This window comes from Paraflavitalea pollutisoli (assembly GCF_029360705.1).
Lineage (GTDB): Bacteria > Bacteroidota > Bacteroidia > Chitinophagales > Chitinophagaceae > Paraflavitalea > Paraflavitalea pollutisoli.
Genome location: NZ_JARKMX010000008.1, coordinates 634,389 through 661,119 on the forward strand (window position 1 = coordinate 634,389; position 26,731 = coordinate 661,119).

Below are 26,731 nucleotides of genomic sequence, written 5' to 3' on the forward strand. Positions count from 1 at the left end.
CTTGCGTATCATTTTTACTCACCACCGGGCTTTTTCACCAGCAGGCCAGGCGTTACGGGTATGCCAAAATCAGGCGTGCCATCGGCCTTCCACGTAAAGGACTGCATACGGACATTGCGTTTCTCTCCGCAGCCATCCCCACTGTTGTTGTTGGCATGGTAGATGATCCAGTCTTCCTTGCCATCCTTCGATTTGAAGAAGGCATTGTGTCCCGGACCATAGGCTTTGTTTTCGGGTTTCTTGACAAATACCGGTTGCTGGCCTTTGCCCCAGTCGGTGGCCACCAGCGGGTTGCCGCCGTCTTTCAAGGTCAGCATACCCAGGGCATAATCATCAGTCCAGCAGCCGCTGGCCGAATAGACCATAAACACCTTGCCGCTGCTGTTTTGCAGGATCTGCGGCGCCTCGTTGACGGGTCCACCCTGTACTTCCCAGGTCAGTTCGGGTTTGGTCAGCACGGTGGCCGTGCCGGTAAGGGTCCAGGGATTGGCCATTTCAGCAATATAGATGTTCTGGTTCTGCACCGCCTGGTTGGGCCGGCCACTCCAGAGGAAATAGCGTTTACCCTTGTGCTCGAGTACGGTGCCGTCGATGGCCCAGAAATCGGAGTCGGCGGTGAAGAGCTTGCCTTTGTCGGTCCAGGTGCCGGTCGTTGGATCGGCACTGCTGTTTTCGAGCACCCAGGTACGTTGGGTAACATCTGGTCCGGCACCGGCCGTGTAATAGCAATACCATTTGCCATCGAGGTAGTGCAGTTCCGGCGCCCATACGTTTGCCGAATTAGGCGCACCCGTAGCCGGTGTGAAGATGTCTTTGCGCGTTGCCATAGCCAGGGACGACATTTTATTGGTCTTCCACAACGAAATGCGGTTGCCTGCGGTGTGCATATAATAATACGCATTGTCCTTTTGGATCACCCAGGGGTCCGATCCACCCAGTAGTGGATTGGTAAACCGTGTCGTGTCGGCCGCTGGTGGTGGCGCCGGTGTATTGTTGCCCGACTTGCCACAGAAAGGACTGATGGTGCCTGCCGCTACGATCATCACCAACGGCAGGGTGTTCTTTAAACTGGTCATAAGGATTACCAATTGGGATTTTGTTTCAGGTTAGGATTGATATCGATCTCAGATTGGGGGATGGGCATGTACCTGGTGCGGTTCTGTACGAAATTGCCAAACTCCGAATCACGTGCTTTCAACTGTTCGATCTTTGTGGCATCTTCAAAATAACCCCAGCGGGCCAGGTCATTCCAGCGCAGGCTTTCACCCGTCAGCTCGGTGATGCGTTCGTGCTCCAGTTGTGTCTGGAACTGTGTCTGCGTCATACCGGGTCGTACGACAGACAGCAACCGCAGGCCGGCACGTTGGCGCACCTTGTCTACCCACGCATACGCGTCGTTGGTGCGGGTGAGGCCATTCAGCGCTTCTGCATACATCAGGTATACATCGGCCAGGCGGATCACGCGGTAATTGATCGGGCTGTTGAAGATCTCAAATTCATTGATGCGGAAATAATCATCCAGGTATTTACGGTACCACACGCGTGTCTTCATGTTGTTGTCGAAGTTGCGGGCGGTGAAGGTCTGTCCATATACCGGTGTAAAGTTTGGTCCACGCTCGTCCGTGCTGTCATAGAGTGCGGTGATGGCGAGACGGGGATCCCTGCCACCGGCAGCCGTGGTTTCCTTCAGGAACTCGTGTACTACCCAGCGGTGCATATTGGCATCGGTAAAGCCATTGGTGGGTGGTGCAAAGAAGGGTGCCCGGCTGGTACCTACGTTAGAGGTAGGACCATCATCTCCCCCATTCTCCGGACGCATCTTGAATTGTACTTCAAAGATCGACTCGGAGTTGTTTTCCGTCGTATGGCGGAAATTGTCGGCATAGTTGGCCGTAAGGTTGTACAGGCCGGTGCCGGCTCCTGTAGTGAAATAAGAAAGGGCATCTACACAAGGCTGGTATTTCTTCTGTTGCAGGTATACACGACCCAGCAAACCGAAGGCCGCCCCTTTGGTTGCCCTGCCGATATCATCCCCATTGTACGAAGGAGGTAAGGCCGCAGCGGCTTCCGTCAGGTCTTTTTCGATCTGTGCCCAGACCTGGTCCTGCGGTACCTGTGCCGGTTTATCGGCCGGTGTGGAAGGTTGCAGGATCAGCGGAATGCTGCCCCAGATGGTCACCAGGTTGTAGTAGTACAAAGCCCGCAGGAATTTCGCTTCACCCAGGTAGCGGTTCTTCAGCAACCCTTCCATCTGAATATTTGGTACGTTGGCGATAACCTGGTTGGCCCGGTATACCCCCCGCCAGTGGTGTCCCCAGGTATCGTAGTTCACCTCAAAGCTGTATTGGGTGATGTTGAGGCCACTGATGCTGCGCAATTCGTTCCAGCCACTGGTGCTGTAGCCATCGTCTGAGCGCACATCCATATAGAATGGCTGCCAGCGGGAGAAAGGCGCTCCATTGCGGTAAAAATTGCCATAAACGGCATTCACGCCCAGCAGGGCATCACCCGATGTTTGCCAGAAATTGGATTCATCCGGCACGTTGGGATTCGGTATATCGAGGTTGGTCGACTTTTTACAAGCCGCTGTCAAGAGCAGCGTGCCGGCCAACAGGTATGTCATGTGTTTTTTCATGTTGCAGAAGTTGTGTGCTTAAACAATTAGAAACCAAAATTGACGCCGGCGCTCAGGATGCGCAGGGCCGGGTACTGACCATTGTCCAGTCCGCGTTCGAAAATGTTCACGCCGGTGATATCCGGATCGAGGCCGGAGTAATTGGTAAACGTGAGCAGGTTCTGTCCGCTCACAAATACCCTCGCCGAGGTGAAACCGATAAAGTTCAACGCGCTCTTCGGAATGGTGTAGCCCAGCTCGATGTTGCGCAGGCGCAGGTAAGAGCCGCTTTCCAGCCAACGGTCGGTTTGTGGCAACACATTGAACTGAATACCCTGGTCGGGCGCGCCGATCGCTGCGCGGGGCATGCTGGTATTCGTGTTTTGCGGTGTCCAGGGATTGGCGCCCTTGCGGAAATTGGTATTCTGGTCCATGCGGTCTACCTGGTAACGGGGGCGGTTGTAGAGGTCATTGCCAACTACGGCGTACCACTGCATACTCAGGGAGAAATTCTTGTAAGAAGCATTGAAAAGTGCCCCTACTTCGAAATCGGCCCAGGGGGTACCTACATACACACGGTCCTTATCGGTATTGAGCACGCCATCGCCATCACTGTCTACATAGCGTACATCGCCGGGCTTGGCCCAGGGTTGCAGCCGGTCTCCATTCTTATTCGTATAAGCATCGATGGCTGCCTGGCTTTGGAAGAGGCCATCTGTTTTCAGCGCATACCACTCTCCGATCGAACGGCCCAGTTGCGTGCGGGCATCACCGATCTGCGTGTACTTGGTGGCCGTATCGCCAAAGCCGGTCACTTTGTTTTTGATGGTGGTGAAGTTGAGCGTTACATCCCAGCGGAAATCACCGGCATTGGCACTGCGGTAGGTGGCGCTGAGCTCAAAGCCTTTGTTGCGGATGGAGGCAGCGTTCACAGGTGGGTTGCCACCGGCATTACCCGTGGTCAAACTGATGGGCAGATCGACCAATACATCGTTGGTATTGGCGATGAAATATTCTGCCGTCAGCAACAGGCGGTTGTTGAACAGGCCCGCATCGATGCCAAAGTTGGTGGTTTGTTTGGTTTCCCAGCGCAGGTTGGCGTTGGCTAGCTGCGTATTGATGGCACCCAGTTGTTCCACTTCGCCGGGGCCAAATACGGCCCGTGGGAAGGGATTGATAGAGCCATAGTATTGCCAGGGGCGCAGGAACTCGCTGTTACCCAGTTCTCCATAAGAGCCACGGATCTTCAGGTCGCTGATCCAGTCCACTTTGAAGAAATCTTCCTGGCTGATGCGCCAGGCGGCCGATGCCGAGGGGAAGTTACCCCAGCGGTAGGTAGGGCCAAACAAAGAGCTGCCGTCGCGGCGGAAGGTCAGGCTCACCAGGTATTTCTCCAGGTAGCTGTAGTTCACGCGGCCGAGGAAACCCACGTTGTTCCATTTGCTGGTGGTACTGGTCGCTTGTGCATCCGACCCCTGCACCAGGTTGGTGAGGTTGTAATTGCCATTGGCATCGGGCACAAAACCGGTCTTTTGCGCAGAGAGTATTTCGTGGGTAAAGGTCTGGTTGGTAAAACCGGCTACGGCACTCACGCGGTGGGCGCCAAAGCTGCGGTCGAAGTTGAGCGTGTGCTCATACAGGAAAGAGCGGAAATTGCCGCGGTTCTCATTGGCCGTAGCCAGCGGGCTGGGCGTACCCTGGCGGATGGTGCCGGGGCGACGGAATGCTTTGTAGCGATCGAAGCTGCCTTCTCCGCCTACGTTGAAGCGGTAGTTCAGTCCTTTGAGGATGTTGTAGTCGAGGAATACGTTGCCGCGAATCTTGAAATTGTACTGGTCTTGCTGTTGCAGGCTTTGCAGGGCGGGTACGTTGGCGGCCAGCGTATTTACATAGGCGTTGTTGAGACCGATGCCCCATCCTTCGGGATTGGTGGCCGACGCATAACGCACGCGGTCTTGCAGCGGTACCACGGGCAGCATGGTGATCATGTCCACAAACGGATTGGTGAAGATGTCGCCCGCTATCGGATCGTCGTGCGTGTACGAGATCAGCATGTTCTCGCCAAAGGTGAAACGGCCTCTTTTGCCGCTGGTATTGATCCGCAGGCCGGCGCGCTCAAATTCATTGTCGATGACCGGGCCTGTATTCTTGAAATAACTGCCGGAGATATAATAGTTGGCGGTTTTGCTGCCACCCGACAACGACAGGTTGTAATCCTGGATATTGCCGGTGCGCATGAACTCTTTTTGCCAGTCGGTGCTGACGGCCGGGTTGTAATCGGACGTGATGATGGTGGGAATGGGCAATCCGCCATTGGTAAACAGCTGTGAAGCGAGTGTTTTGTACTCGTCGTTGTTCATCATATCCCAGCGCTTGCGTACTTCCTGGATACCGGTCTTCAGGTTGCCACCAATCGTCATGGGGCCTTCCTTTCCTTTTTTGGTGGTGATGATGATCACCCCGTTGGCGGCGCGGCTACCATATATGGCAGCGGCGGAGGCGTCTTTCAGGATCTGGATGGATTCTATATCGTTGGGGTTGAAGTCGGGCGTGGCATCGCTGTACATACCGTCGATGATGTAGAGCGGGTTGTTATTGGCGAAAGTGCCTGCGCCGCGGATATCGATCTTGGCGCCGCCACCGGGGGTACCACTGTTGCGCACGGTAACACCTGCGGCCAGGCCCTGGATGGACTCTGCCACGGAAGAGGCTACATTGCGGTTGGCAGCGGCGGGATTGATGACGCCTACCGCGCCGGTGAGGTCTTTTTTGCGCACGGTCTGGTAGCCGATCACCACCACATCGCTGAGCGAGGCTTCTGCCACGGCCAGTGTTTCCTCGATGTCGCCGCTGGCAGCCGTCACTTCTTTGGGCTGGTAGCCTACGGAACTGATGACGAGCACCGTGCCGGGGGCTACATTGAGCGAGAATTTACCGTCGGCATCGGCCACCACGGAGCGCGTTGTGCCTTTAACGGTAATGGTAGCGCCGGGAAGGGCATCGCCGGCGGGTGTGCGAATCACCCCTTTAATCGTTTGCTGCGCGAATAGGGATAGACAGCATAGCAAGCTGACAATCGTGCTTACGAAGGCCCTGGCCATTCGTCTGTTGTACATCATTGTGGGCAGTTTTGGTGTAGTAGAATAGTTGAGCTGCTAAAAGGCTGCCTGCGTGGAGGGGCGCAGGGTCGTCGCATGGCGACAGCCTGACAGGGCCCGGGAATGAGCGATGTAGATGGTAGCAACACATGGCAAGTCTTTTAACAACCTGCAAGTAAGCCAGCTGTGTTCAATATTAAAATATCAGGATTGGTCAAAATGCTTTCAAATCGTGTCACGCATTAAATTGAGGGGCTATCTTTTAATTTGTGTTGGTACATTTAAGGCAACAAGCCAACAAGGCAAACAGGAAAATACAGAAGTACTAATTTTATTGTACGATTGAGATACGTATTGCTGACCATATGGATACTGATGGCGTTGCCCGCGCTGGCGCAGCGGTATAATTTCCGCCACTACCAGGTAGAGAACGGGTTGTCGAACAATACCGTGTATTGCAGCCTGCAGGACCAGCACGGTTTTCTGTGGTTTGGTACCAAAGACGGCCTCAACCGGTTCGACGGTTACCGCTTCAAAGCTTTTTCGGTGCCCAGCAAGGGACAGGACCATACAGCCTATTTCATCAGCTGCCTGCTGGAGGATCAACAGGGGGTGTTGTGGGCCGGCTGCCGCAATGGTCTTTTTTACTTCGATCGGCGCCAGGAGCAACTGGTATTGCTATCGGATACCCTGCCCGAGATCAACGCGCTCGAAACGGATAGCAGTGGGCATCTCTGGTTCATTTCCCGCACTACCCTCTACCGCTACCACCTGACGACCAAAACGCTGACGCGTTTTGCCCCCCACGAATATTTCAACGCCACCACGCTTTGCCGCGATGGCCAGGGTACCCTGTGGGCAGCCACCGATGATGGCAAGCTGCAACGATTCGATGCCGCCTCCGGTAAGTTCCAGGCTTTTTCCGTGTTCACCCATTCGCCCCCGGCGCCTTCCAGGTGGATACTCACCTTACGCGCTACCGATCGACAGACGATCTATGTGGGCACGTTCAACCAGGGCCTCAAAGAATTCAATATGGCCACCGGCGATTACCGCGATCTGCTGGCCTACAATCCGAATAAAACACCGATTGCCGTACGGGCCATCGTGCCTTACGCATCCGGCGAATACTGGATCGGGACCGAGTCGGGCATTTTCGTGCTGGATGAACACACGCAACAATTCACGCAACTGCGCAAGCAGGTAGCCGATCCCTATTCGCTCACCGACAATGCGGTCTATACTTTGTGCAAAGACCGGGAAGGCGGCATCTGGGTGGGTACTTATTTCGGGGGTATCAATTACTACTCGCGTCAATACGATCGCTTCCAGAAATTCTTTCCCGATCACTCGGCCCGTGCCATCAGTGGCAATATCGTGCGTGAGATCTGTGCCGATGCCGACGGGTATATCTGGATCGGTACGGAAGATGCCGGCCTCAATAAGCTGGATCCCGCCACCGGACATATTACGCAGTTTACCCCCACGGGCAATACACACGGTATCTCCTACTCCAATATCCACGGCTTGCTGGCTACCGGCAACGACCTGTGGATCGGCACGTACGAGAATGGCCTCGATATCATGGACCGCCGCACGGGCATCGTCAAAAAGCATTATGTGGCAGGACCCGCGCCCCATCAGTTGAAAAGTAATTTTATCGTCAGCCTGCTGCAGACAACCTCGGGCGATATCTATGTGGGTACCGGCAATTGCCTGTTCCGGTACAATCCGGCAACCGATGATTTCACGCAGATCGCTGCCATACCCGGTGGCATCTTCGTGTCGTGTATGCTGGAAGCCCATGACCAGACCATTTGGGTGGGTACCCATGACCGCGGGGTGTACTATTTCAACCCGGTCACACAGGTTTCAGGTCATTTCGAAAACAATGCGGCCGACGCAAAAAGTCTTGCCGCCAACACGGTCAATGCGTTGTATGAAGATGCGCAGCACGTCTTGTGGCTGGGTACGGAAGGCGGTGGACTTAGCCGGCTCAATGTGGAGCGCACTGCTTTTACGCGGATCACCACAAAGGAAGGATTGCCCAGCAATTTTGTATTCAAAATACTGGAGGACGATCAACACCAGTTGTGGATCACGACCTCGCGCGGGTTGGTGCAATATGATCGTAAGCAGGGTGCTGTTGCGGCTTACACCCAGGCCAATGGGTTGCTCAACGACCAGTTCAACTACAATTCAGGTTATAAAGATCCCCAGGGCCGCCTCTACTTTGGCAGTGTAAAAGGGCTTACGAGTTTTATGCCGCGTGAACTGAGTCGCCCGGCAACGATGCCGCCGGTATGGATTACCGGGTTGCAGGTGCAGGAGCAGGACGTGTTGCCCGGCGAGGACGGACGCCTTCAACTACCCTACGACCGTTCAACTTTCAGCGTCGACTTTGCCGCTTTGACGTATGTGGCGCCGGAAATGACGCAGTACAGTTATAAGCTGGAAGGACTCGAGGAGGATTGGACGCTCCTGAAGAACAACCGCCGCCTGTATTTCACCAATGTAAAACCGGGGCACTACCGTCTCCTGATCAGGGCCTTGCAGGGCAATAACCAGTGGACGGAACACCCGGCCGTGCTGGAAGTGGTTATTCACCCGCCGTGGTGGAAGAGCTGGCCGGCCTATTGCATGTATGTGGTAGTCGCTTCGCTCGCCGCCTGGTATGCGGTACGCAAATACCATCGTTTTCAAAAAGCACGGCAACAACGGCGCATGGACCTGCTCGAAAACGAAAAGGCGAAAGAGGCATATCGTTCCAAGATCGAGTTCTTCACCAATGTGGCGCATGAAATACGTACACCGCTTACACTGATCAAATTGCCGCTGGATAAAATACTGGCTACGCCCCAATTGTCGGAGGGCATCAAAGACAATCTAACGATTATGGACAAGAACACGAACCGGCTGATCGACCTGACGAACCAACTGCTGGATTTCCGGAAAACCGAAAACAACAGTGTCAGCCTCAGCTATGTGAAGACAGATATCCGTGAGTTGCTGCAGCAGTTGGTCGAGTCGTTTAGACCGGCTGCGGAACAGAAGAAGATCGACTTCAAACTGGAGCTGCCGCGTATCTCTTTTCAGGCGTATGTAGATCCGGAGGCCGTCAGGAAGATCCTCAGCAACCTGCTCAACAATGCCATCAAGTACAGCAAGCAGTCTGTGGTGGTCAGGATTATGCCTTTTGGGAGCGATGATAATTTCTTTTGTATCCGCGTATCCAACGATGGCTACCTGATCCCACCGCACCTGAAGGAAAAGATATTCGAACCGTTTTACCGCATCAAGGATACCGACAAAGAGCAGGGCACCGGCATTGGACTGGCGTTGGCCTTGTCACTGGCAGAACTGCACCGGGGTACTTTATCGGTGGATACGGATGCGCAACAAAACCATTTCTCCCTGACGTTGCCCATGCACCAGGACACGGAGTTTGAGTTGTATGGGGCAGATGCCCCGGCCACTACCGCCCCACCTGCTGCTGATCTGGAAGAACCGGGCGACAAGAATATGATCCTGCTGGTGGAAGACAACAAAGAGATCCTGGACTTTATTGCCCGGGAACTGTCGGCCGAGTATACGGTGATCAAAGCGCAGCACGGCGCTGAAGCGCTGGAAAAGATTGCAGCGGCTAACGTACAGCTCATCATCAGCGACATCATGATGCCGATCATGGATGGGTTCAGTTTGTGTAAGGAGGTGAAGTCGAACATGGAGTACAGCCATATCCCGGTGATCCTGCTGACGGCCAAGAACTCCTTGCAATCGAAGATCGAGGGGTTGGAGCTGGGGGCCGATGCCTATATCGAAAAACCATTCTCGCAACCGCACCTGCTGGCGCAGATCAGGAGCCTGCTCAACAACCGCAACAAGATCAAGGATCATTTTGCCAATTCTCCGCTGGCCAATATCAAAACGATGGCCTATTCACGGGCCGATGAAAAGTTCCTGCTGGCGGTGAACGATCATATCCATGCGCATCTCGCAGATCCCGATTTCAACGTAGACCAGCTGGCGCGTATCATGAATATGAGCAGGCCCACCTTGTACCGCAAGATCCGTGGGCTCTCGAACCTTTCTCCCAACGAACTCATCAACATTACGCGGCTGAAGAAGGCGGCAGAATGGCTGTCGACCGGCGATCGCAAGATCTACGAAGTAGCGGAGATGGTGGGTTATAGCCTGGCGGCCAATTTCAGCCGCGACTTCATGAAGCAATTCAACATCAGTCCGTCTGAGTATGCGGCCTCGAAGAAGGCACAGGCAGATCGATAAACGGGCGTTGCTCCTGCAAAGAATTACCTGGTTGCCAACTAATGAAGTATATTTTATTTGGGTGATGGGGCGCCGATATCACCGAAGATTATAAGCAACATTCCCTACGGATTGTTGTCTATATTGCAATATCGCCGGGTGGCCTTCAGGCCGGCGGCTGACTGATCACCATGAATATTGCCATCAAGTACCCCGCTTCGAAAATACTGCAGGACCTGGGCCTGTATTATATCTTCTCTTCGCAGGAGGCTGGTGGGCATTATCAGTACCAGTCTTTGCCCGCTACCAATCTTTGTCTCACGATCTACAAAGCCAATACGGTGCAAACCAGGGTGTCCCGATCGGAGAATACCTGTATCATACATCCTGGCAGCAAAGTTCATAGCCGCCTATATGGTTTTCACAAAAAGCAGCTCGATGTGACGGTCCATGGGGAAATGGACCAGGTCTGTGTGATCTTCCAGGCGGGGGGCTTGCGATTGTTTACGCGCGTTCCGTACGGAGAGTTGATGCCGGAAACCGATGTACTGGGATTGCTCTTTGGGCAGCAGGGGGCTTCACTGGCGGAGCGTTTGTTTGCCACGGAGCAGACAGCAGCCCGGGTGGCGGTGTTGGATGCCTTCCTGTCAAAAGCGTTGCAGGAGAACCGCCGGCAGCTCAACATCGACCGCCTTGTATCCCAACTCGACCGCCAGCCTGCCAATAGCCGCGTGGTATCGCTGGCCGCTACCGAAAACAAAGACACCTCTACCCTATACCGGCATTTCAAACAGTATGTGGGACAATCGCCCAAAGAGTACCTGAAAGTGATCCGCTTCCGGCGGGCCTTGAAGGCCCTGCTGCATCGACGGTACCTCAGTCTTACCGAGCTTGCTTATGACCTGGGTTACTACGACCAATCGCATTTCATCAAAGATTTCACCCAGATCACCGATTGTAATCCCGGCCTGATCCATCAGGTCACTACGGTGGTGCAGGAGGAACTCGTACTGATCCCCCGCTCCTAAAATGCATGATTTTTACAATTTCAGGGGAGCCCCATCGCCTAGTTTTGCGGCGATATCATTTTTCCCTATTTCAAAAAGTATAGCATGAATCGTTTCCGGAAATTATTACCCGTATTGCTTTGCCTGGTGACGGGGTCGGCGGCCCTGGCCCATCCCGCACCCAAACCGGCCTTCAAGTCTTTTAAGTTTGAGTATGGCGGTGTCAACTTCAGCGTCGATCCCCGCATTGAACTGTACCAGGCCGTGGTATTGGCCTCCGGAGTGCCGCTGACCAACTATATCGACATCGACTACAAGACCAAGGTAGACCTGTACATGGAAAAGCACAAAAACCATCCCTTGCTACAATTCTCCAAACGTCACCTCCACAATGGCCTGTTTGGGTACATCGATGCGCCGATCTGGTTCCTGCTGCACCTCGACAACAATTTCGACTGGCGCAAGGACCTTACCTATGACCAGGCAAAGGATAAGAAAATCGATTCTTTTCGGACTTACCTGAAGCAGTTTGTGGCCGAGACCGACTATGCCCAGTTCTTCAACAGCAACGAAGCTTTTTACAACATCAGCCTGAAAAGCCTGGCCTTTAACCTGGAGAATTTTCAGGAGAAAGAACGGGTGCTGAATTATTACGGCGTGAAAAAACAGGAGGATATCCAGTTCAACCTGGTGCTGAACTTCTTTGGCTGGGGCAATTTCGGTCCGCGGTTGAGGACTGCGAAAGGGCGTGAATTGTATGCGGTCATTGCGCCTACCAAGAGTTTTATGCGCATCCCTACCTTCGACCAGGGCCGCTTGTACAACCTGGTATGGCATGAGTTTGGCCATTCCTTCGCCAACCCTGCCTGTGAAAAGCAGCCTTATGCAGACCAGTTGCAAGCACTTTCGCACCTGCATGAGCCGATCAAAGAATCGATGAAGCAGCAGGCCTATGCCGAATGGTTTGCGGTGGTGCGCGAGCACCTGACGGAAGCGGTGGCCTTGCGGCTGGCGGCGCAGAAGTTTGGAGAGGCCTTTGCCGAGCAGAATTATGTTAGGCCCCAGAAGGGGCGCCGCTGGATCTACCTGTGGCCCTTGCTGGAGGCGCTGAAACAATACGAGACCAACCGGGCCACCTACCCTACCCTGGAAGATTTTATGCCGAAGATCGTGGAGGCGTTCAAGAGCGTGACGCAAGCCGATATCGACCAATGGATGGCGGCTGTGGAAGCGATCCGCAAACCCGATGTCGAAAAGATGCCGCAGATCGGCGATATCTTCCGGAAAGACAGCATCCTGATCATTCTTTCCTCGCAGGAGAAGGATACGGCTGCCGATGCGCGCCTGAAGGCGTTCATCAAGGGATTTGTGAAGCTAATACCCAATACAGCGAAGGGCACCATGATCACCGATGCGGAGGTGTCGAAATATGACCTCAGTCAGTACAACCTGTTTGTGGTGGGCACCCCCACGGGCAATGCGGTGGTGCAGCAGGTGATGGCGCAGCTACCTATCAAGATTACAGACGATGGTGTCATAGCGTCGAAGCAATACGATGGCAAGGGCTATATGCTGATGGCTGGCTGGGTGAATCCCTGGAATACGCAAAAGATCATGACGGTGATTACCGCGCTGAATCCTGATGATATGGTCAACTTCAACCGGGCGCCGTTTGGCGGATCCGGTTACCATATTCTCAAAAACCTGATCACCTACAAGACGGGTTCCTTTGCCCGCAGTGGGTTGATCTGGGGTTGTGACTAGCCATGGTAACTGAATCGCTATAAAACAAAGCAGGGCGCTCGTAAGGGCGCCCTGCTTGTAATTTATCATGTCATACGTATGATTTCGGGATAGGTATATACCATTATCACCTCCCCTGTTTATCCCATTTTTCCATGTTTAACCGGGTATTTTCCAGCATCTTTGCTGTACACCCAGCTACGATGAGTTTACCCGATGCAGATAAGCAATTGCATTTTTTAAGCGGCGGCGGCGAAATGGGACAGATCACCCGCAATTTCGACTGGTCAACCACCTCTCTCGGCGCGCCGGAAACCTGGCCGCAAAGCCTGCGCACGGCCGTCAGCATCGTGTTGAATGCGCGTTTCCCCATGTTCCTCTGGTGGGGACCGGAATTGATCTGTTTTTACAACGATGGTTACCGGCCCAGCCTGGGCAACGAAGGCAAACATCCCGGCATCCTGGGCATGAAAGCCGTAGATGCCTGGCCCGAAATCTGGACCATCATCAAACCCCTCATCGACCAGGTCATGGATTGTGGCGAAGCGGTGTGGTTTGAAGACCAGCTGGTGCCCATCTTTCGCAACGGGCAGATCGAAAACGTATATTGGACCTTTTGCTATAGCCGGGTCAGCGACGAAACCAATGCCGCTGCCGGTGTACTGGTGACTTGTACAGAAACGACCGACAAGGTCGTCACCGCCGCGAGCCTTAAGTATAGCGAGGAAAGCATGCGGTTTGCCCTCACCGCCGGCAACCTGGGTTCCTGGACCCTGACGCTGGCGACTGGTACACTCGAGGCTTCCACCATTTGTAAGCTCAATTTTGGGCAGCCGGTCGACCAACCGTTCACCTACCCCAGGCTGCTGTCGCTGATACATCCGGATGACCGCGATCGGATGCAGGCCACCGTGCAGGCAGCCCTGGATGCAGCTAGTGACTACGATATAGAATACCGGATCATTTGGCCCGATCAGTCTGTGCACTGGGTTAATGTCCGGGGCCGCCTACGGTACGATGACCAGGGCAAGCCCTATGAACTCGTAGGCATCTCGCAGGAAATCACAGAACGCAAGCTGGTAGAGTCTGTGCTGCAGGAAAGCGAAGAACGGTTCCGCACCATGGCAGAAAGCAGCCCGATCTTCATCGCTGTGGCCGAAAACTCGGGCAGGGCCATCTACTTCAACAAGGCATGGCTCGAACTCACCGGCAAGGCAATGAAAGAGATCCTTGCCTACGATTGGCTTGAACTGCTGCATCCGGACGACCAGCAACCTTATATGACTGCTTACCAGGAGGCGTTTACAGCCAGGCGCCTGCTGCATACGGAAATCCGCGTGAAAAATACGGCTGGGGACTATCGGTGGCTGCTCGCCCATGTGGCGCCACGTTTCAACCGCGAGGGCGATTTTGCCGGCTACATCAGCGCCTGCGTAGACATCACCGACCGCAAGCAAATGGAAGAACAAAACCGGCAGGCGACCTTCGAACTGGAACAGGCGTTGGAAGTAGCCAGACTTTCCAAAGAAGCGGCCGACCTGGGCACCTTCGATTTGGACCTGCAGGCGGGCACCATGGTCTGGGACAAGCGTTGCCGGATCCTGTTTGGCATCCACCATAATGAGCCGGTCAGTTACGAGTACGATTTTACCATGGGACTGCATCCCGATGACCGGCCGGGCATCCTGCAAGTGATCCAAGATGCTTTCAATAAATCCAAAACCAACGGCAACTACGATGTGGAATACCGGACTGTTGGCTTTGAAGACCAGCGCGTGCGTTGGGTGAAGGCCAAAGGCAAAGTATATTTCGATGCCGCAGACCAACCCGTACGTTTTATCGGATCCGTACTCGATATCACCGACCAGGTGAATCAATTGAAGCGCGTGGAAGAACTGGTGGCCGAGCGGACGCGGGCACTGGACCTGCTGAACATTGAACTGCAGCGCTCCAACGCCGAGCTGGCACAGTTTGCCTATATCGCTTCGCACGACCTGCAGGAGCCGCTGCGTAAGATCACTACCTTCCTCGAACTCCTGGGCCGGTCACTCGGGCCCGAGCCTCCGGCCAATAGCAAAAACTACCTGGATCGAATCGAGCTCTCCGCCAGCCGCATGCGCAAACTGGTGCGGGAACTGCTGGAGTTTTCGCGGATCACACAGTCCACGGAAGCGTTTGAAACTGTGGACCTGAACGACACGTTACGGGAAGTATTGGAAAACTATGACCTGCTGATCGAGCAGACGGGTGCCTTGGTCACTTTCGATCAGCTCCCAACGATCGAAGCTGTACCCCTGCACATGTACCAGCTATTTCTCAACCTGGTGGGTAATGCCTTGAAATTCCGGAAGCCACAGGAGCCACCCGTCATTGCCATCACGGCGCATGCCACGACTGCCCGGGAAGCAGCAGCGCATCAACTGCCCGAAGGGCGCGCTTACACCACCATCGTGTTTACCGATTATGGCATTGGCTTCGAACCCCATTTTACTGAACGGGTATTCCTGATCTTTCAAAGACTGCACAATCGTGTAGATTACGAAGGAACTGGTATTGGCCTGGCGATGTGCCGTAAAATTGTCAATGTGCACCATGGTATTATATCTGCGGCAGGAACAGATATCGGGAAGGCAATATTCACGATCATCCTGCCGCTGCAGCAGGTAAAACCCACGGCAGTAGATGCCCGGGATAAAACGGTCGCTGCACATCGCGGGTAAACGACATGTTGATATCACACCCTACCGCCCTCATTTTTCTATGGATGTCACAAGCTATTAACCACTGGGGCCATCTCCTGGTCGAGCTTTGCGGTGATCCTGGCCGCGGCCATTGGTTACTATATCTGGTCGGTGTACCGCCAGGGGCGGTAAGTTCAATCGAGGGTGCGTTGTATGCCCCCGGCGGGTTTAGAGGTATTTAAACAGTTCCTGGGGCGATTGCAACAGGAAAGTGGCCGGGGCCGATCGCAAACCACCGGTGGCGTATTCGCTGCCCGCGATCAGGAGCGGTAGCTCGCGTGGAAGAGCCATTTGTTGGCGGATCTGTCGCAGGTCATCCTGCACGGGCCGCGTGATGTAGAAGAGCAGCAGGTGGGTAACGCCCGCCTTGGCGACTACAGCGCTGACCTGTTCGTATGGTACATTTTGTCCCAGGTAGATCGTTTCGATGTCTTTGGAGCGGATGAGGTAATTGGCGAGCAACAGGCCGATCTCGTGCCACTCGCCCGGCGGCAGCATCAGCAGGAATTTCTTGCGCCGCTTTTTTTTGATGGTCAGCGCATCCGTGGCGGTAATCAATTTGCGCCGTACCACCGCTGCTGCAAAATGCTCCTGTACCGGCATCGCGTCTGCCGTCGACCACATGATGCCAATTTTCTCCAGCAAGGGATACATAACCTGCAGCATGGCCTCGAATACCCCATATCGTTTAACGGCGGCTGCATAAGTACGCTCAAAACCCGCTTCGTCATAGGACAGCATCGCTATTACCAGTTCATGAATAAAGGTGGTGGCTGCGGCCTCCCCTTCTGCAGTGGGTCCCTGCAGGCCAAGCACCATGGCATGCAGGTCTTCTTCCTCCAGGGCAGCTATTTTCGAGATCTTATAGCCGTTGTCCAGTAAGGTGGCGACGTTCAGCAGTTTCCGCACCTGCTGATCATCGTACAGCCGGATATTGGTATCGGTACGGCCGGGCTGTATCAGGTTGTACCGGCGTTCCCATACGCGAATGGTCGGGGCTTTGATGCCCGATAACTGTTCCAACTCGGATATATGATACATTTTCATGGCCGTGCAAAGATAATCATGTGCCAACGCGTTTCGTCAAAAATAACTTCCGGTTAACGCCTTTCGGCGGCTCTTGCTATGTCATGCGCGTAACCACACTTCTGCCCTGAGTGTTGTGTGTACCAACGGACGAGTGGGATTTAATTATTTATCAGCTCCATAAAGGTAATGCTTATTTTGTTCAACTTTTATTTAATTTTGTTGAACAAAATGGACATCCCCAATGGGAAGGATAAGATTGAGTGTAGCGTTCAATGGCCAATTTGTCCGCGCTTGCAGGCACCATTATGGTGTTTAATCGACCAGGGAATAATGGTTTGACGGTTCGCACCGTTTTTGTGCGGTTTCACTCCGGCACTGTCGATCGCGGCAGGATTTAAGCAGTGGTGAGGCTGGTAATCACCATCACTCACTTACTTAAAAAATCATCTATGAAATGTATTCGATTGTTTAGTCAGTCTTTATTGGTTGCTGCTGCCGTTACTGCCTTCGGCATCACGGGTTGTAAGAAGGACGACGACAAGCCCGTTCAGCGCAACATTACCGAAACCGTTGTCGCCGACCCGCAGCTCACCTTGCTCGAAGCGGCCGTCGTAAAAGCAGGTCTGGCCAATACCCTGGCCACCACCGCCAATCTGACGGTGTTTGCACCGGATGATGCCGCTTTTAAAATGGTCGACCTCAATGGCGACGGTACGCCCGACCTGGATACCGAAGCCAAGATCAATGCCCTGAGTGGCGAAGGGGTTGCCTTGTTGAAAGCCGTGTTACAGTACCATGTATTGGGGATGAAGGTCATGGCAGCCGATGTGCCCGCCGGACCCAATGCACCCATCACCACCCTGAGTGGCCAGCAGGCTTTTGCAACCCGCAACACAGCCGGCGTATTCATCAACGGCGTTAAAGTGAAAAAGGCGGATATCGGCGCCACCAATGGCGTGATCCACATCGTGGAAAAAGTGCTGATGCCACCAGCAGGCAATATCGTGCAGACGGCAGCCGCCAATCCCAACTTTACCTTCCTGGTAGCAGCGGTACAACGGGCGGGCAGTGATATTGTAAATGCCTTGACAGCAGCGGGGCCCTTAACGGTATTTGCACCGACCAACCAGGCTTTTATCAACGCGGGTTTTGCCAACATCGCGGCCATACAGGCTGCTGACCCAGCTGCCCTGAAGCCGATCTTGCTGAACCATGTGGTGGCAGCGCGGGTATTCTCGTCCGACCTTTCCGAAGGTGCACAACCCGCAACCGCAGGCGGTGGTAAGCTGACGATTACACTGAGTGGAGGAGCCAAAGTGAAAGGCAATGGCAACACGACCGCTTCCAATATTGTGGCGACTAATATCGTGACGACAAATGGTGTGATCCATGTAGTCGACCAGGTATTGTTACCCTAATTTGAACTGAAACACATGTTTACGCATCGATACCGATATGTTTTTATAATGCTGTTGTCCGCTTACGCTTACATCAATACGGTGTTGTGTGAGGTGTACCGTTATTTTCACATTGATATAGCCTGGTATCATGCCCTGATGATCTTCGTGTTGGTGACGTTGGTCACCTGGGAAGGTAGCCGCTTGATTGAGCCCTGGCTGATCAGGCGGTTTCCCCCCCAGCAACAACGCATCAAATACCTGGGAGCTTTCTTTGCAGCTGGTCTCAGTATCTCCTGCCTCGCTACCGTTGCCATTGTGTATATAGTGGGGGTCGGTATCTACCACTACCCGGTCGCGCAGCTGGAAATGCCTTTTAAGCTGAACCTGATCTATGCGGGACTCATCAGCCTGCTCTTTCACCTGCTCAATGCCATCCTCTACTTTTTCCGCGAGTACCGCAACAAGGCCACGGAAGCGGAGGCGTTAAAACGCATCAGTGCGCAAGCCGAACTGCAGGCGATTAAAAACCAGGTCAATCCTCATTTTCTCTTCAACAACCTCAATGTGCTCTCGGGCATGGTGATCAAGGACAATCCCCGGGCCAACCGCTTTATCGAAGCATTTTCCAAAGTGTACCGGTATATTCTGCACAGCCAGGATAAAGAACTGGTGGAGCTCGAAAAGGAACTGGCCTTTATTCAGCCCTATGTGTACCTACTGCAACAGCGCTACCCGGATGGGTTGAAGGTAGATATCGGTGTATCGGAACAATATTACAACAGCTACATCATCCCGGTAGCCTTGCAAATGCTGATCGAAAATGCCATCAAGCACAATGTGATCTCGCGCAACAGTCCGTTGCACATCGAAGTGTTGGCAGATGCCGCTGGCAACCTCACGGTTCGTAACAACCGGCAGCCGCGCCAATCGGTGGAGCAGTCGAACAGGATCGGGCTCACCAATATTGCCAAGCGGTACGAATTGGTATGCGGCCGGCAGATCACCATTCACCAGTCGCCGGAGGTGTTTGAAGTTCAATTGCCCTTATTGCATTTAAACTGATGTTATGAAAGTGCTGATCGTGGAAGACGAATTACTGGCTGCCCAACGGCTGCAACTGATGATCGGTCAATACGACCCATCTATACGGGATATCTATTGCACCGAAAGTGTGGGTGAAACGGTGGCCTGGCTACGACAGCATCCGGCCCCAGACCTCATCCTATCGGATATCCAGCTTTCCGACGGACATAGCTTCGACATCTTCCGGCGGATCGCCTATAAGGGGCCCGTTGTATTTACCACGGCCTACGATCAGTACGCGATGGAGGCTTTCCGGTTGTTCAGCATCGATTATATATTAAAGCCTGTTACGGCGGATGCCCTTGCGCAGGCCTTTCACAAATACAAGGAGATAGTAACGCCGGCCATCGATTACCAGCAGGTGCTGCCGAGGGTGCAGCAGGTGGTGGCGGATGAAGGATTCAAGAGCCGGTTCCTGGGGCGCATCGGGCAGCGCCTGCAATTTGTGCAGGCGGAAGATGTTTCCTTTTTTCAGGCCGATAACAAGATCGTATACCTCACCGATAAGCAGGGGGTGCGGTACCTCATCGACTATACCCTGGAAAAACTGGAACAATTGCTGAACCCTAAACTGTTTTTCCGGCTCAACCGCCGGTACATTGTGCGGTATTCGGCGATCGAATACATCAAACCGCACCTCAACAGCCGGCTCAAACTGGAAGTGAAAGGTGCCGGCAGGGAGGATGAGTTCATCATCAGCCGCGAGCGGGTAGCTGAATTCAGGACCTGGGCCGAGGCGTAGCGGCCTTATCAAAAAAGCAAAGACGATATGCAGCAAAAGATAGCAATCATTGGTTCAGGAATTTCAGGATTGGCAGCGGCCGCCTATGCAGCCAAGGCCGGGCACGACGTTCATGTTTTTGAGAAGAACAGTACGCCGGGCGGACGGGCGCGTCAGTTTACAACGGATAACGGTTATACGTTCGATATGGGACCCAGCTGGTACTGGATGCCGGATATCATCAATGATTTCTTTGTCGATTTTGGCTATTCCGCTACCGATTTTTACAAGTTGGTACCGCTCGATCCGCAGTTTGACATGGTCTTTGCCGATGGCCACCTGGCGGTACCCCGCGACTACAAAGCCCTGCGCAATTTATTTGAGGAAACGGAGGTGGGTGCAGGCGCCAGGTTGGATGCTTTCATGAAGGCGGCCCGTTATAAGTATGAGGTCGGTATGCGTCAGTTCGTGCACAAGCCCTGTCATTCCTGGTGGGAGTTTGTATCGCCCAAAATTGCCGCCAGTGCTTTCCGGCTGGACCTGCTCACGGATTTTCGCAGTTACGTAAAAAAGTATTTCCGTCACCCCAGGCTGGTGGCTTTGATGGAGTTTCCGGTAATTTTCCTGGGTGCATCACCTCAACGGATACCGGCCCTCTACAGCCTGATGAATTACGGGGGCTATGGCTTGGGCACCTGGTATCCGATGGGTGGCTTCTATGAACTGGTCAAAGCCATGTACGCGATTGCTGAGGCACAGGGGGTGCAGTTTTATTTCGACCAGCCGGTTGAGCAGATCAACGCCGCTGGCGGCAAGGTGCGCTCGCTGCGGATTAAGGGTCAGGAACGTCGTTTCGATGCAGTGATTGCCTCTTCCGATTATCACCATACTGAAACCTTGCTCGAGCCTTCGTTTCGCAACTATGGACAGAGATATTGGGAAAGCCGTACTTTTGCACCATCGTCGCTTATTTATTACCTGGGTTTCCGCGAGCGAATCCCCGGGTTGCAACACCATACCTTGTTTTTCGAGCATGACCTTGATATCCATATCGACGACATCTATCACCGCAAGCAATGGCCCCGCAAACCGCTGTTTTATGCCTGCTGCCCCTCGAAAACAGATCCCGGCGTAGCGCCCCCCGGCCACGAAAACCTGTTCCTGCTGATGCCCCTGGCGAACGGCCTGCAGGATGACGCAGCCGTACGCGCGCATTATTTCGAACAAATGATCCGGCGGATAGAGCAAACCTCGGGCGCCACCGGGCTGGTGGACCTGATCGATTATAAAAGAAGCTATTGTGTACGTGATTTCGTGCAGGACTACAATGCTTTCCGGGGTAATGCCTATGGACTGGCCAATACGCTCTCGCAAACGGCAGTGTTAAAGCCATCTATCCGTAACAAGCAACTCGACAATCTTTTTTATACCGGTCAACTCACCGTACCCGGGCCGGGTGTGCCCCCTTCGTTGATATCGGGCAAGATCGTAGCTAATGAACTTAATCACCTAACAAACACCAACGTTTGAAAATACTATTCGACCAATTTTCCCGCAAAGTGAGCAAATGCATCACCCAGCAATACAGCACCAGTTTTTCACTGGGCATTATGGCCTTGAGCCCATCTATCCGGCCAGCGATCTATTCTATCTACGGTTATGTCCGGCTGGCCGATGAGATCGTCGACAGTTTTCATGACTACAACAAATCACTGCTGCTCGAGCGCTTTACGGAGCAAACCTGGCAGGCACTAGATGAACGCATTTCCCTCAATCCGGTGTTGCAATCCTTCCAGGAAGCGGTACACCGCTACCAGATCGACCGTCAGTTGATCAGGCAGTTCCTGCATAGCATGCAAATGGACCTTTCGCCGATGGAATACGATTCGGCGCGGTACAAGGAGTACATCCTGGGATCGGCAGAAGTGGTGGGGCTGATGTGCCTGCAGGTGTTTGTGGAAGGCGATGCCAAAGCCTATGATGCGTTGAAGCCCTATGCCATGAAGCTAGGGTCGGTATTTCAGAAGGTCAATTTTCTGCGGGATCTGAAGGACGATTACCAGGTATTGGGCCGTACCTATTTCCCCAACATCGAAATGAGTTGTTTCGATAACCACATTAAGCGCAGCATCGAGGCAGATATCGAAGCAGAGTTCAAAGAAGCCCTGATTGGTATCCGGCGGCTTCCACCCTGTTCGCGGTTTGGCGTGTACCTGGCTTATAAGTATTACTGGTCATTGTTCAGGAAAATCCAGCAACTGCCTGCTCAGCGTATTCTGCAGGAGCGTATCCGCATTCCCAACGTGCAGAAATTATCCTTGATGATGAGCAGCTATGTACAATATAAAGTGGCTGTGTTGTGACCATAAAATTTTACCCGCATGATTTTTACGCTTATTACGCTTACTACATTTATGCTCATGGAAGGGGCCACCTGGTGTATTCACAAATATGTGATGCATGGGTTTTTGTGGGCGCTGCACAAGGACCATCATGACCACAGTCATGACCATGAGCTGGAGCGCAATGACCTGTTCTTTGTGATCTTTGCACTGCCCACGATCGTATTGTTTTACCTGGGAACCCGGGGCGGCATCAATTACCTCTTCTTTATCGGACTGGGCATTCTGCTGTATGGAATGGCTTATTTCTTTGTGCACGATATCTTCATTCACCAACGGCTGAAATGGTTGCGTGATACGAAGAATCCCTACCTGCTCGCTATCCGCCGGGCACACAAACAACACCACAAGCATACTGGCAAAGAGCAGGGCGAATGTTTTGGTTTTCTTTGGGTGCCTGTTAAATTCTTCAGGATGTATTTCAGTGGCCGGCGCCGGGCCAGTGTTGAAAGCGGTCAGCCGTTGCGATAGGCTGCATGAGGTGGCCTTTTGCTTCTATACGGTATGGGGACACGGCAATTTTACGAAGTTGTAGGATCGTATATATACGATCGATAAGTGCATTATATTAAGGGCGGTAGTGAATTGTGCTAAAGTTTTCCATTAGCAGCTGGCATGTCTGCGTTTAGGTGGCCGGAAGACCTAATTTTACCTCGTTGATCCGCAATAATAATCCAATAGTCCTCCAATATCCATGAAACGCATCAGTCCATCATTCGTACCCACAGTAGGAATGTTCATATCGATGAAAAGCAGATAATAGACCGTCCGATCAATTATCTTCCTACTATGCCGGTCCCTGTTGACCGTCGACAATACAGCCCTCCGCCAATGCGGAGGGCTTTTTTATGTAAGGCCTTTTATGTCAGGCATCTATTGTTTTTGTAATATCGAGAAAGGTTCTTCGCAATCGCAGGTGAACAGTTGCATTTTCACTTTGATGGTTTTGGTATCGATGACTTCCAGTTGTCCGGTCACGAGGTGAAAATCGGGCTGGTCTTTAGCGGCGGTGAACCGTGACCAGATGGCACCGGTCGCGCTCACCTGCCATTTATTGGGGGCGTTGATCGATACTTTTTGTTGGTAGCCGTAAGGGAAAGTGCCCACGCCGCTGAAGGTAGAATCTGATTTGAACGAGATCTCTGTGGGATAGTCCTTGATTCGGAGGCGGTTGTCGGTGTCGGGTACATAGGACGCGCCGTCGGGGTTCCTGTTGTAGCTGGCTGTATATTCCTGGTATTTCTGGGGCGTCATGCGCAGGTAGTAGGTTAGTTTCCAGTTACTACCGATCAGTCGTGCCATCCATTCGTTGCTGTTGGGGTTAAAGGTTGCGTTGATGGTCTTTTTATTGCTGATGCCCAGTTTGGCGTGGTTATAGACCACATCGAAGGAAAAAGTCTTCTCTGTTTTTACGGTTTCGCTCGATGCTTTGATGGTGACTGTATTGTCTGCGTTGTTGACGTAGGTGACCTGTATGCCCGGATCGCTGACGTTGTTAAAGGACAGTTTGCTGGAAGGCGTGATCATGGTAGTGGAGGCCGGGGTTTTCCGGATGGGCGAAACATAAGTTTCGAGGGCTGGCGCACCGGCACTGAACCAGGATTTGGCGTAATTGACTGCGGCGGAGAACTTTTCATAGGAAACCGACAGTTTATCGAGTGCTGTAAAGATGCTTTTGGTGAAGGCATTGGTGCTTTGTGCATCCTGGCTGGAGAAGGTTTGGAATTCGGAGGTAAAGCTGAACTGCAGTGCCACCTTGTTCATCATTTTTACATTGTCTGCGCGAGCCTGTTGTCCAGCAGGTTGGGCTACCCGACCTCCATCGGTAGACAGTTCCTTAAACTGGGTTTGTTTACCAAACTCATCGGCAAACTCGTCGATCAGGCGCCAGGTTTGCGCTAAGTTGGCGACGGCAAAGGCGCCGGCCGCTATGCCCAGCACTTTCGATAAGAGGGTTGGTTCTGGTGCGTAGAAGCCGATCACGGCAATGGCCATGCCCGATATGGTGAGTGTGGTATGGGTGATGACCAATTCTCCCAGGGTAACCAGCCTATCGGCGGGATCGCGCAGGTTGGTCGTGTTCATCACTTGTTTTCCATTGACCAGGGGATCTGACCCATTAAACTTCATTTGTTGCAGGTGATAAGCAAGCTCCAGGCGGTCGGCATCTGGCAGGGTGGCATACAATGCCTGGAAGTTGTCGCGCAAACTTTTCGCCATGGCCACGCGGCTGGCGGATACCTGGCGAATGGTGTCTTCCTGCTGTTTTTCCAGCAATGCTACGGCTTTGTTCAGGTCACTGATGAATGAGCTGATCACGGGTTGTGCTTCGGTGATCGCTGAATAAGTTCCTACGGTGTAGGCAGCGGGTTTTACGCCGATGGCCGTGAGATCGACCGTGATGGCGCCTGCCGGTACTACGGGCAGGATAAAGCCGGCCTGCTGGTTGTTGAGCTTGACGAGGGTGGCGGGTTTGCCGCCAACAGTGATCTTATAGGTGGCGGAAGAAAGGGGGAAGCTGGTCTCCAATACCACCGATCCACCCGGGGTGGCGTTGGTGGTGATAAAAGTGGCAGTCTTCTCTTCCACCGGATTGGGGTCGACTGGCGTTTCGGTGTTGTTTTTACTACACCCTGCCAGTATTATCAGGCATAGACCAGCCAGGTAGTGGGTTAAAGCGGTTGTTTTCATGTAACGTATTAGATTTCCCGGGAAAAATAAGTCAGGGCGGTCATGTTTGCAATACGCATTAGTGAGTATTGGGGGCGATAACCATTGGATTTTGTTTTCGCTTGAATAAACTGATTGTCCGGATCAAAAAGGAACATAGAAAGCGGTAAAGTCAGGTTGTTTCGCCTCGCCGTTGCGTCGCTTACTTGTCGGCATTCCCTCTTACACATCCTCTACACATGCTCTACACATGCTCTAACCGCTCTCTGGTAAGGAGACAGTTTCCATAAGGAGTGCAGAGGATGTGTAGAGGGTATCCAGACCATCACCCGGCAGTTGTCCGTGGGTGTCGGCACCATCGTGCCGGGATGGGTTACAGGTTTGTTCGTAGCTGTTGTCATATACATCAATTTTGATAACACAAAGCTGGGGCAAACGCGAACGGAATTCTATACTGCTCTACTTAGTAAGTAAAGATATTATTTTGCAACCAGTGTTCAGATTTTTGACTAAGTTTTAGCGCATTGCCAGCAATTCGGTCGCTTCTATTGGAAACTCATAAGTATTCTAATCGGGATAAACTATACAGTTTATAAAATATATTATTGCAACAGCGCTGAAGAATCGACACAGGGTAACCTTACCGATGGGAGGCAGGGCGCAGACGCATTGGTCATCTAGTAGCTTGGTAGGTTCAAAGACCTGTAGTTACCTCGATTATTTTGCATAAATTTCAGACCAATGGGAATTATTGACTACTTACCTAGGTACATCGAATTGGGCGAATATTTTAGTCCCGCTTATTGTCGAGACAGCGAGGTGTTAGAGCCATGTAAATTGGAGCATCCAAAGGTTACCATGGATGATGCGGACAGGTTAAAATATCTACTCGAAAACTCCAGCAATTGGGAAGATAAGCTTTTCGTGGCCGACCAACTGAGGTGGCCCCGAAGTCAATCCCCATCCACATCATACGCCCTTCCATGAGCAAACATGAAAAGCCCATAACAGATCGTGCCAATGGCTACCAGGATGAACCATAGGTGGCCGACGTGGTCGCCGATGAAATCGAAAGCTTTGTCGGTGTTGACTACCCGTTGCGGGTCATGGTGAAGGCCGGCCAATAGGAAGAAGTAACCGATGATGCCCAGGATCACGCCACGGGCAAGGTAGCCGGCCCAGGCCAGCACCTGGACCGACCATCGGAACACAGGTCTGAATTGTTCGATGTTTATCCGCTCCCGGAACCCTTGGGAGATGCCATACAACGCCTGAATGATCGCGGTCACCAGGTAGGTGATACCAATCGCCAACACCGGACCAATGCCATGATGTTGTATCAGGTAGGCCGTGAGCTCCCGCTCTTCCATCGGTTGACCATCTGTCTGGATATCTGTGCCGCCCACCAATACACGGATAGCCGCATAGACGATCAGGATGTCGGCCACCGTACTCAGGCCAACCCCAACCCGCCTGGCTATTCCCTTTATGCCCCGTCCATAGCCATAAGGATCCGCGCAGACCTCATAGAACCGCCAAATGATATAACTCAGCGTTCCCAGCAGGATCAGGCCAATCGCGATCTTACCCACCCAATAGTCGTTCAGGATCGCCAGCAAACTGTTCTCGTCTGCCCCACCCTCCCTGACCTTCAGAAATGATAAGATGGCTATCGCCCCAATAGCCGTGTAGATGATACCCGTAGCAATACAGCCATATACCGGCAAATAATGCAACAGGGTGCGTTTATGGGATTTAATACGCATATACCCGCACGTGCAAACCTGGTGCCCTCCCCCGCCCTGGAACTTACTGTCGGTTTTGCTCAGGGTACATCCATCCTCATCGACTTTCATAGACTGACTATTTATAAATTTGATAAAAAATCTATTTATCTAACAAAAAAGGGGCTGCTCACTATTATATCTGGTTAGTTTTCTGTAACATAGAGCCACGT

16 protein-coding genes are annotated in these 26,731 nt (G+C 52.9%); 10 read left to right on the forward strand and 6 right to left on the reverse strand.

The features are described from left to right. Positions 1-14: 14 nt before the first annotated feature. Genes P2W70_RS16660 through P2W70_RS16670 form a run of 3 tightly spaced genes read right to left on the reverse strand, consistent with a single transcriptional unit; the run spans position 15 to position 5,733 of the window. A complete protein-coding gene (locus tag P2W70_RS16660; protein WP_276482628.1) occupies positions 15-1,076 on the reverse strand; it encodes a glycoside hydrolase family 43 protein in 1,062 nt (353 codons plus the stop codon). A 5-nt stretch (positions 1,077-1,081) separates the two neighbouring features. Further along, entirely contained in the window at positions 1,082-2,635 is a 1,554-nt protein-coding gene (locus tag P2W70_RS16665; RefSeq protein ID WP_276482629.1) for a RagB/SusD family nutrient uptake outer membrane protein, read from the reverse strand. Between the two features lie 26 nt (positions 2,636-2,661). Then, on the reverse strand, positions 2,662-5,733 hold the full coding sequence (locus P2W70_RS16670) for a SusC/RagA family TonB-linked outer membrane protein (protein WP_276482630.1): 3,072 nt from the start codon (positions 5,731-5,733) through the stop codon (positions 2,662-2,664). Between the two features lie 321 nt (positions 5,734-6,054). Between P2W70_RS16670 and P2W70_RS16675 the strand changes: the two genes are divergently transcribed. From P2W70_RS16675 to P2W70_RS16690, 4 genes are all read left to right on the forward strand, one after another. Further along, the gene (locus tag P2W70_RS16675; protein WP_276482631.1) at positions 6,055-9,999 is read left to right on the forward strand and encodes a hybrid sensor histidine kinase/response regulator transcription factor; all 3,945 of its coding nucleotides are present in this window, start codon (positions 6,055-6,057) and stop codon (positions 9,997-9,999) included. A 170-nt stretch (positions 10,000-10,169) separates the two neighbouring features. Next, positions 10,170-11,006, forward strand: coding sequence for a helix-turn-helix domain-containing protein (locus tag P2W70_RS16680; protein WP_276482632.1), 837 nt, complete (start codon positions 10,170-10,172; stop codon positions 11,004-11,006). A gap of 84 nt (positions 11,007-11,090) precedes the next feature. Beyond that, positions 11,091-12,749: a DUF4932 domain-containing protein gene (locus P2W70_RS16685; RefSeq protein ID WP_276482633.1), complete on the forward strand. Its 1,659-nt coding sequence runs from the start codon at positions 11,091-11,093 to the stop codon at positions 12,747-12,749. A 182-nt stretch (positions 12,750-12,931) separates the two neighbouring features. Then, positions 12,932-15,448, forward strand: a complete 2,517-nt coding sequence (locus tag P2W70_RS16690) for a PAS domain-containing protein (RefSeq protein WP_276482634.1) — start codon at positions 12,932-12,934, stop codon at positions 15,446-15,448. A 189-nt stretch (positions 15,449-15,637) separates the two neighbouring features. Here P2W70_RS16690 and P2W70_RS16695 read toward each other — a convergent pair whose 3' ends face one another. Then, on the reverse strand, positions 15,638-16,516 hold the full coding sequence (locus tag P2W70_RS16695; protein WP_276482635.1) for a MerR family transcriptional regulator: 879 nt from the start codon (positions 16,514-16,516) through the stop codon (positions 15,638-15,640). A gap of 431 nt (positions 16,517-16,947) precedes the next feature. Between P2W70_RS16695 and P2W70_RS16700 the strand changes: the two genes are divergently transcribed. Genes P2W70_RS16700 through P2W70_RS16725 form a run of 6 tightly spaced genes read left to right on the forward strand, consistent with a single transcriptional unit; the run spans position 16,948 to position 22,575 of the window. Beyond that, positions 16,948-17,916: a fasciclin domain-containing protein gene (locus P2W70_RS16700; RefSeq protein WP_276482636.1), complete on the forward strand. Its 969-nt coding sequence runs from the start codon at positions 16,948-16,950 to the stop codon at positions 17,914-17,916. Positions 17,917-17,964: 48 nt separating this feature from the next. Continuing rightward, on the forward strand, positions 17,965-18,960 hold the full coding sequence (locus P2W70_RS16705; RefSeq protein WP_276482637.1) for a sensor histidine kinase: 996 nt from the start codon (positions 17,965-17,967) through the stop codon (positions 18,958-18,960). Positions 18,961-18,964: 4 nt separating this feature from the next. Then, entirely contained in the window at positions 18,965-19,723 is a 759-nt protein-coding gene (locus tag P2W70_RS16710) for a LytR/AlgR family response regulator transcription factor (protein ID WP_276482638.1), read from the forward strand. A 27-nt stretch (positions 19,724-19,750) separates the two neighbouring features. After that, entirely contained in the window at positions 19,751-21,232 is a 1,482-nt protein-coding gene (locus tag P2W70_RS16715; protein WP_276482639.1) for a phytoene desaturase family protein, read from the forward strand. After that, positions 21,229-22,065: a phytoene/squalene synthase family protein gene (locus P2W70_RS16720; RefSeq protein WP_276482640.1), complete on the forward strand. Its 837-nt coding sequence runs from the start codon at positions 21,229-21,231 to the stop codon at positions 22,063-22,065. The genes P2W70_RS16715 and P2W70_RS16720 overlap by 4 nt, the downstream gene beginning before the upstream one ends. Before the next feature lie 18 nt (positions 22,066-22,083). Continuing rightward, positions 22,084-22,575 carry a sterol desaturase family protein gene (locus P2W70_RS16725; RefSeq protein WP_276482641.1) on the forward strand — a complete coding sequence of 164 codons (492 nt, stop codon included), beginning with the start codon at positions 22,084-22,086 and terminating at the stop codon, positions 22,573-22,575. A 402-nt stretch (positions 22,576-22,977) separates the two neighbouring features. Here P2W70_RS16725 and P2W70_RS16730 read toward each other — a convergent pair whose 3' ends face one another. After that, positions 22,978-24,795: a hypothetical protein gene (locus tag P2W70_RS16730; protein WP_276482642.1), complete on the reverse strand. Its 1,818-nt coding sequence runs from the start codon at positions 24,793-24,795 to the stop codon at positions 22,978-22,980. 932 nt (positions 24,796-25,727) lie between these two features. Then, the gene (locus P2W70_RS16735; protein WP_276482643.1) at positions 25,728-26,630 is read right to left on the reverse strand and encodes a DUF1206 domain-containing protein; all 903 of its coding nucleotides are present in this window, start codon (positions 26,628-26,630) and stop codon (positions 25,728-25,730) included. Between the last annotated feature and the right edge of the window lie 101 nt (positions 26,631-26,731).

Excerpts from the sequence above, each read along its gene's own strand:
- P2W70_RS16705 (WP_276482637.1), top strand. The coding sequence starts at position 17,965 with ATGCTGTTGTCCGCTTACGCTTACATCAATACGGTGTTGTGTGAGGTG.
- P2W70_RS16715 (WP_276482639.1), top strand. The coding sequence starts at position 19,751 with ATGCAGCAAAAGATAGCAATCATTGGTTCAGGAATTTCAGGATTGGCA.
- P2W70_RS16735 (WP_276482643.1), bottom strand. The coding sequence starts at position 26,630 with ATGAAAGTCGATGAGGATGGATGTACCCTGAGCAAAACCGACAGTAAG.
- P2W70_RS16685 (WP_276482633.1), top strand. The coding sequence starts at position 11,091 with ATGAATCGTTTCCGGAAATTATTACCCGTATTGCTTTGCCTGGTGACG.
- P2W70_RS16680 (WP_276482632.1), top strand. The coding sequence starts at position 10,170 with ATGAATATTGCCATCAAGTACCCCGCTTCGAAAATACTGCAGGACCTG.
- P2W70_RS16665 (WP_276482629.1), bottom strand. The coding sequence starts at position 2,635 with ATGAAAAAACACATGACATACCTGTTGGCCGGCACGCTGCTCTTGACA.
- P2W70_RS16670 (WP_276482630.1), bottom strand. The coding sequence starts at position 5,733 with ATGATGTACAACAGACGAATGGCCAGGGCCTTCGTAAGCACGATTGTC.
- P2W70_RS16700 (WP_276482636.1), top strand. The coding sequence starts at position 16,948 with ATGAAATGTATTCGATTGTTTAGTCAGTCTTTATTGGTTGCTGCTGCC.
- P2W70_RS16725 (WP_276482641.1), top strand. The coding sequence starts at position 22,084 with ATGATTTTTACGCTTATTACGCTTACTACATTTATGCTCATGGAAGGG.
- P2W70_RS16690 (WP_276482634.1), top strand. The coding sequence starts at position 12,932 with ATGAGTTTACCCGATGCAGATAAGCAATTGCATTTTTTAAGCGGCGGC.
- P2W70_RS16695 (WP_276482635.1), bottom strand. The coding sequence starts at position 16,516 with ATGAAAATGTATCATATATCCGAGTTGGAACAGTTATCGGGCATCAAA.
- P2W70_RS16660 (WP_276482628.1), bottom strand. The coding sequence starts at position 1,076 with ATGACCAGTTTAAAGAACACCCTGCCGTTGGTGATGATCGTAGCGGCA.
- P2W70_RS16730 (WP_276482642.1), bottom strand. The coding sequence starts at position 24,795 with ATGAAAACAACCGCTTTAACCCACTACCTGGCTGGTCTATGCCTGATA.
- P2W70_RS16710 (WP_276482638.1), top strand. The coding sequence starts at position 18,965 with ATGAAAGTGCTGATCGTGGAAGACGAATTACTGGCTGCCCAACGGCTG.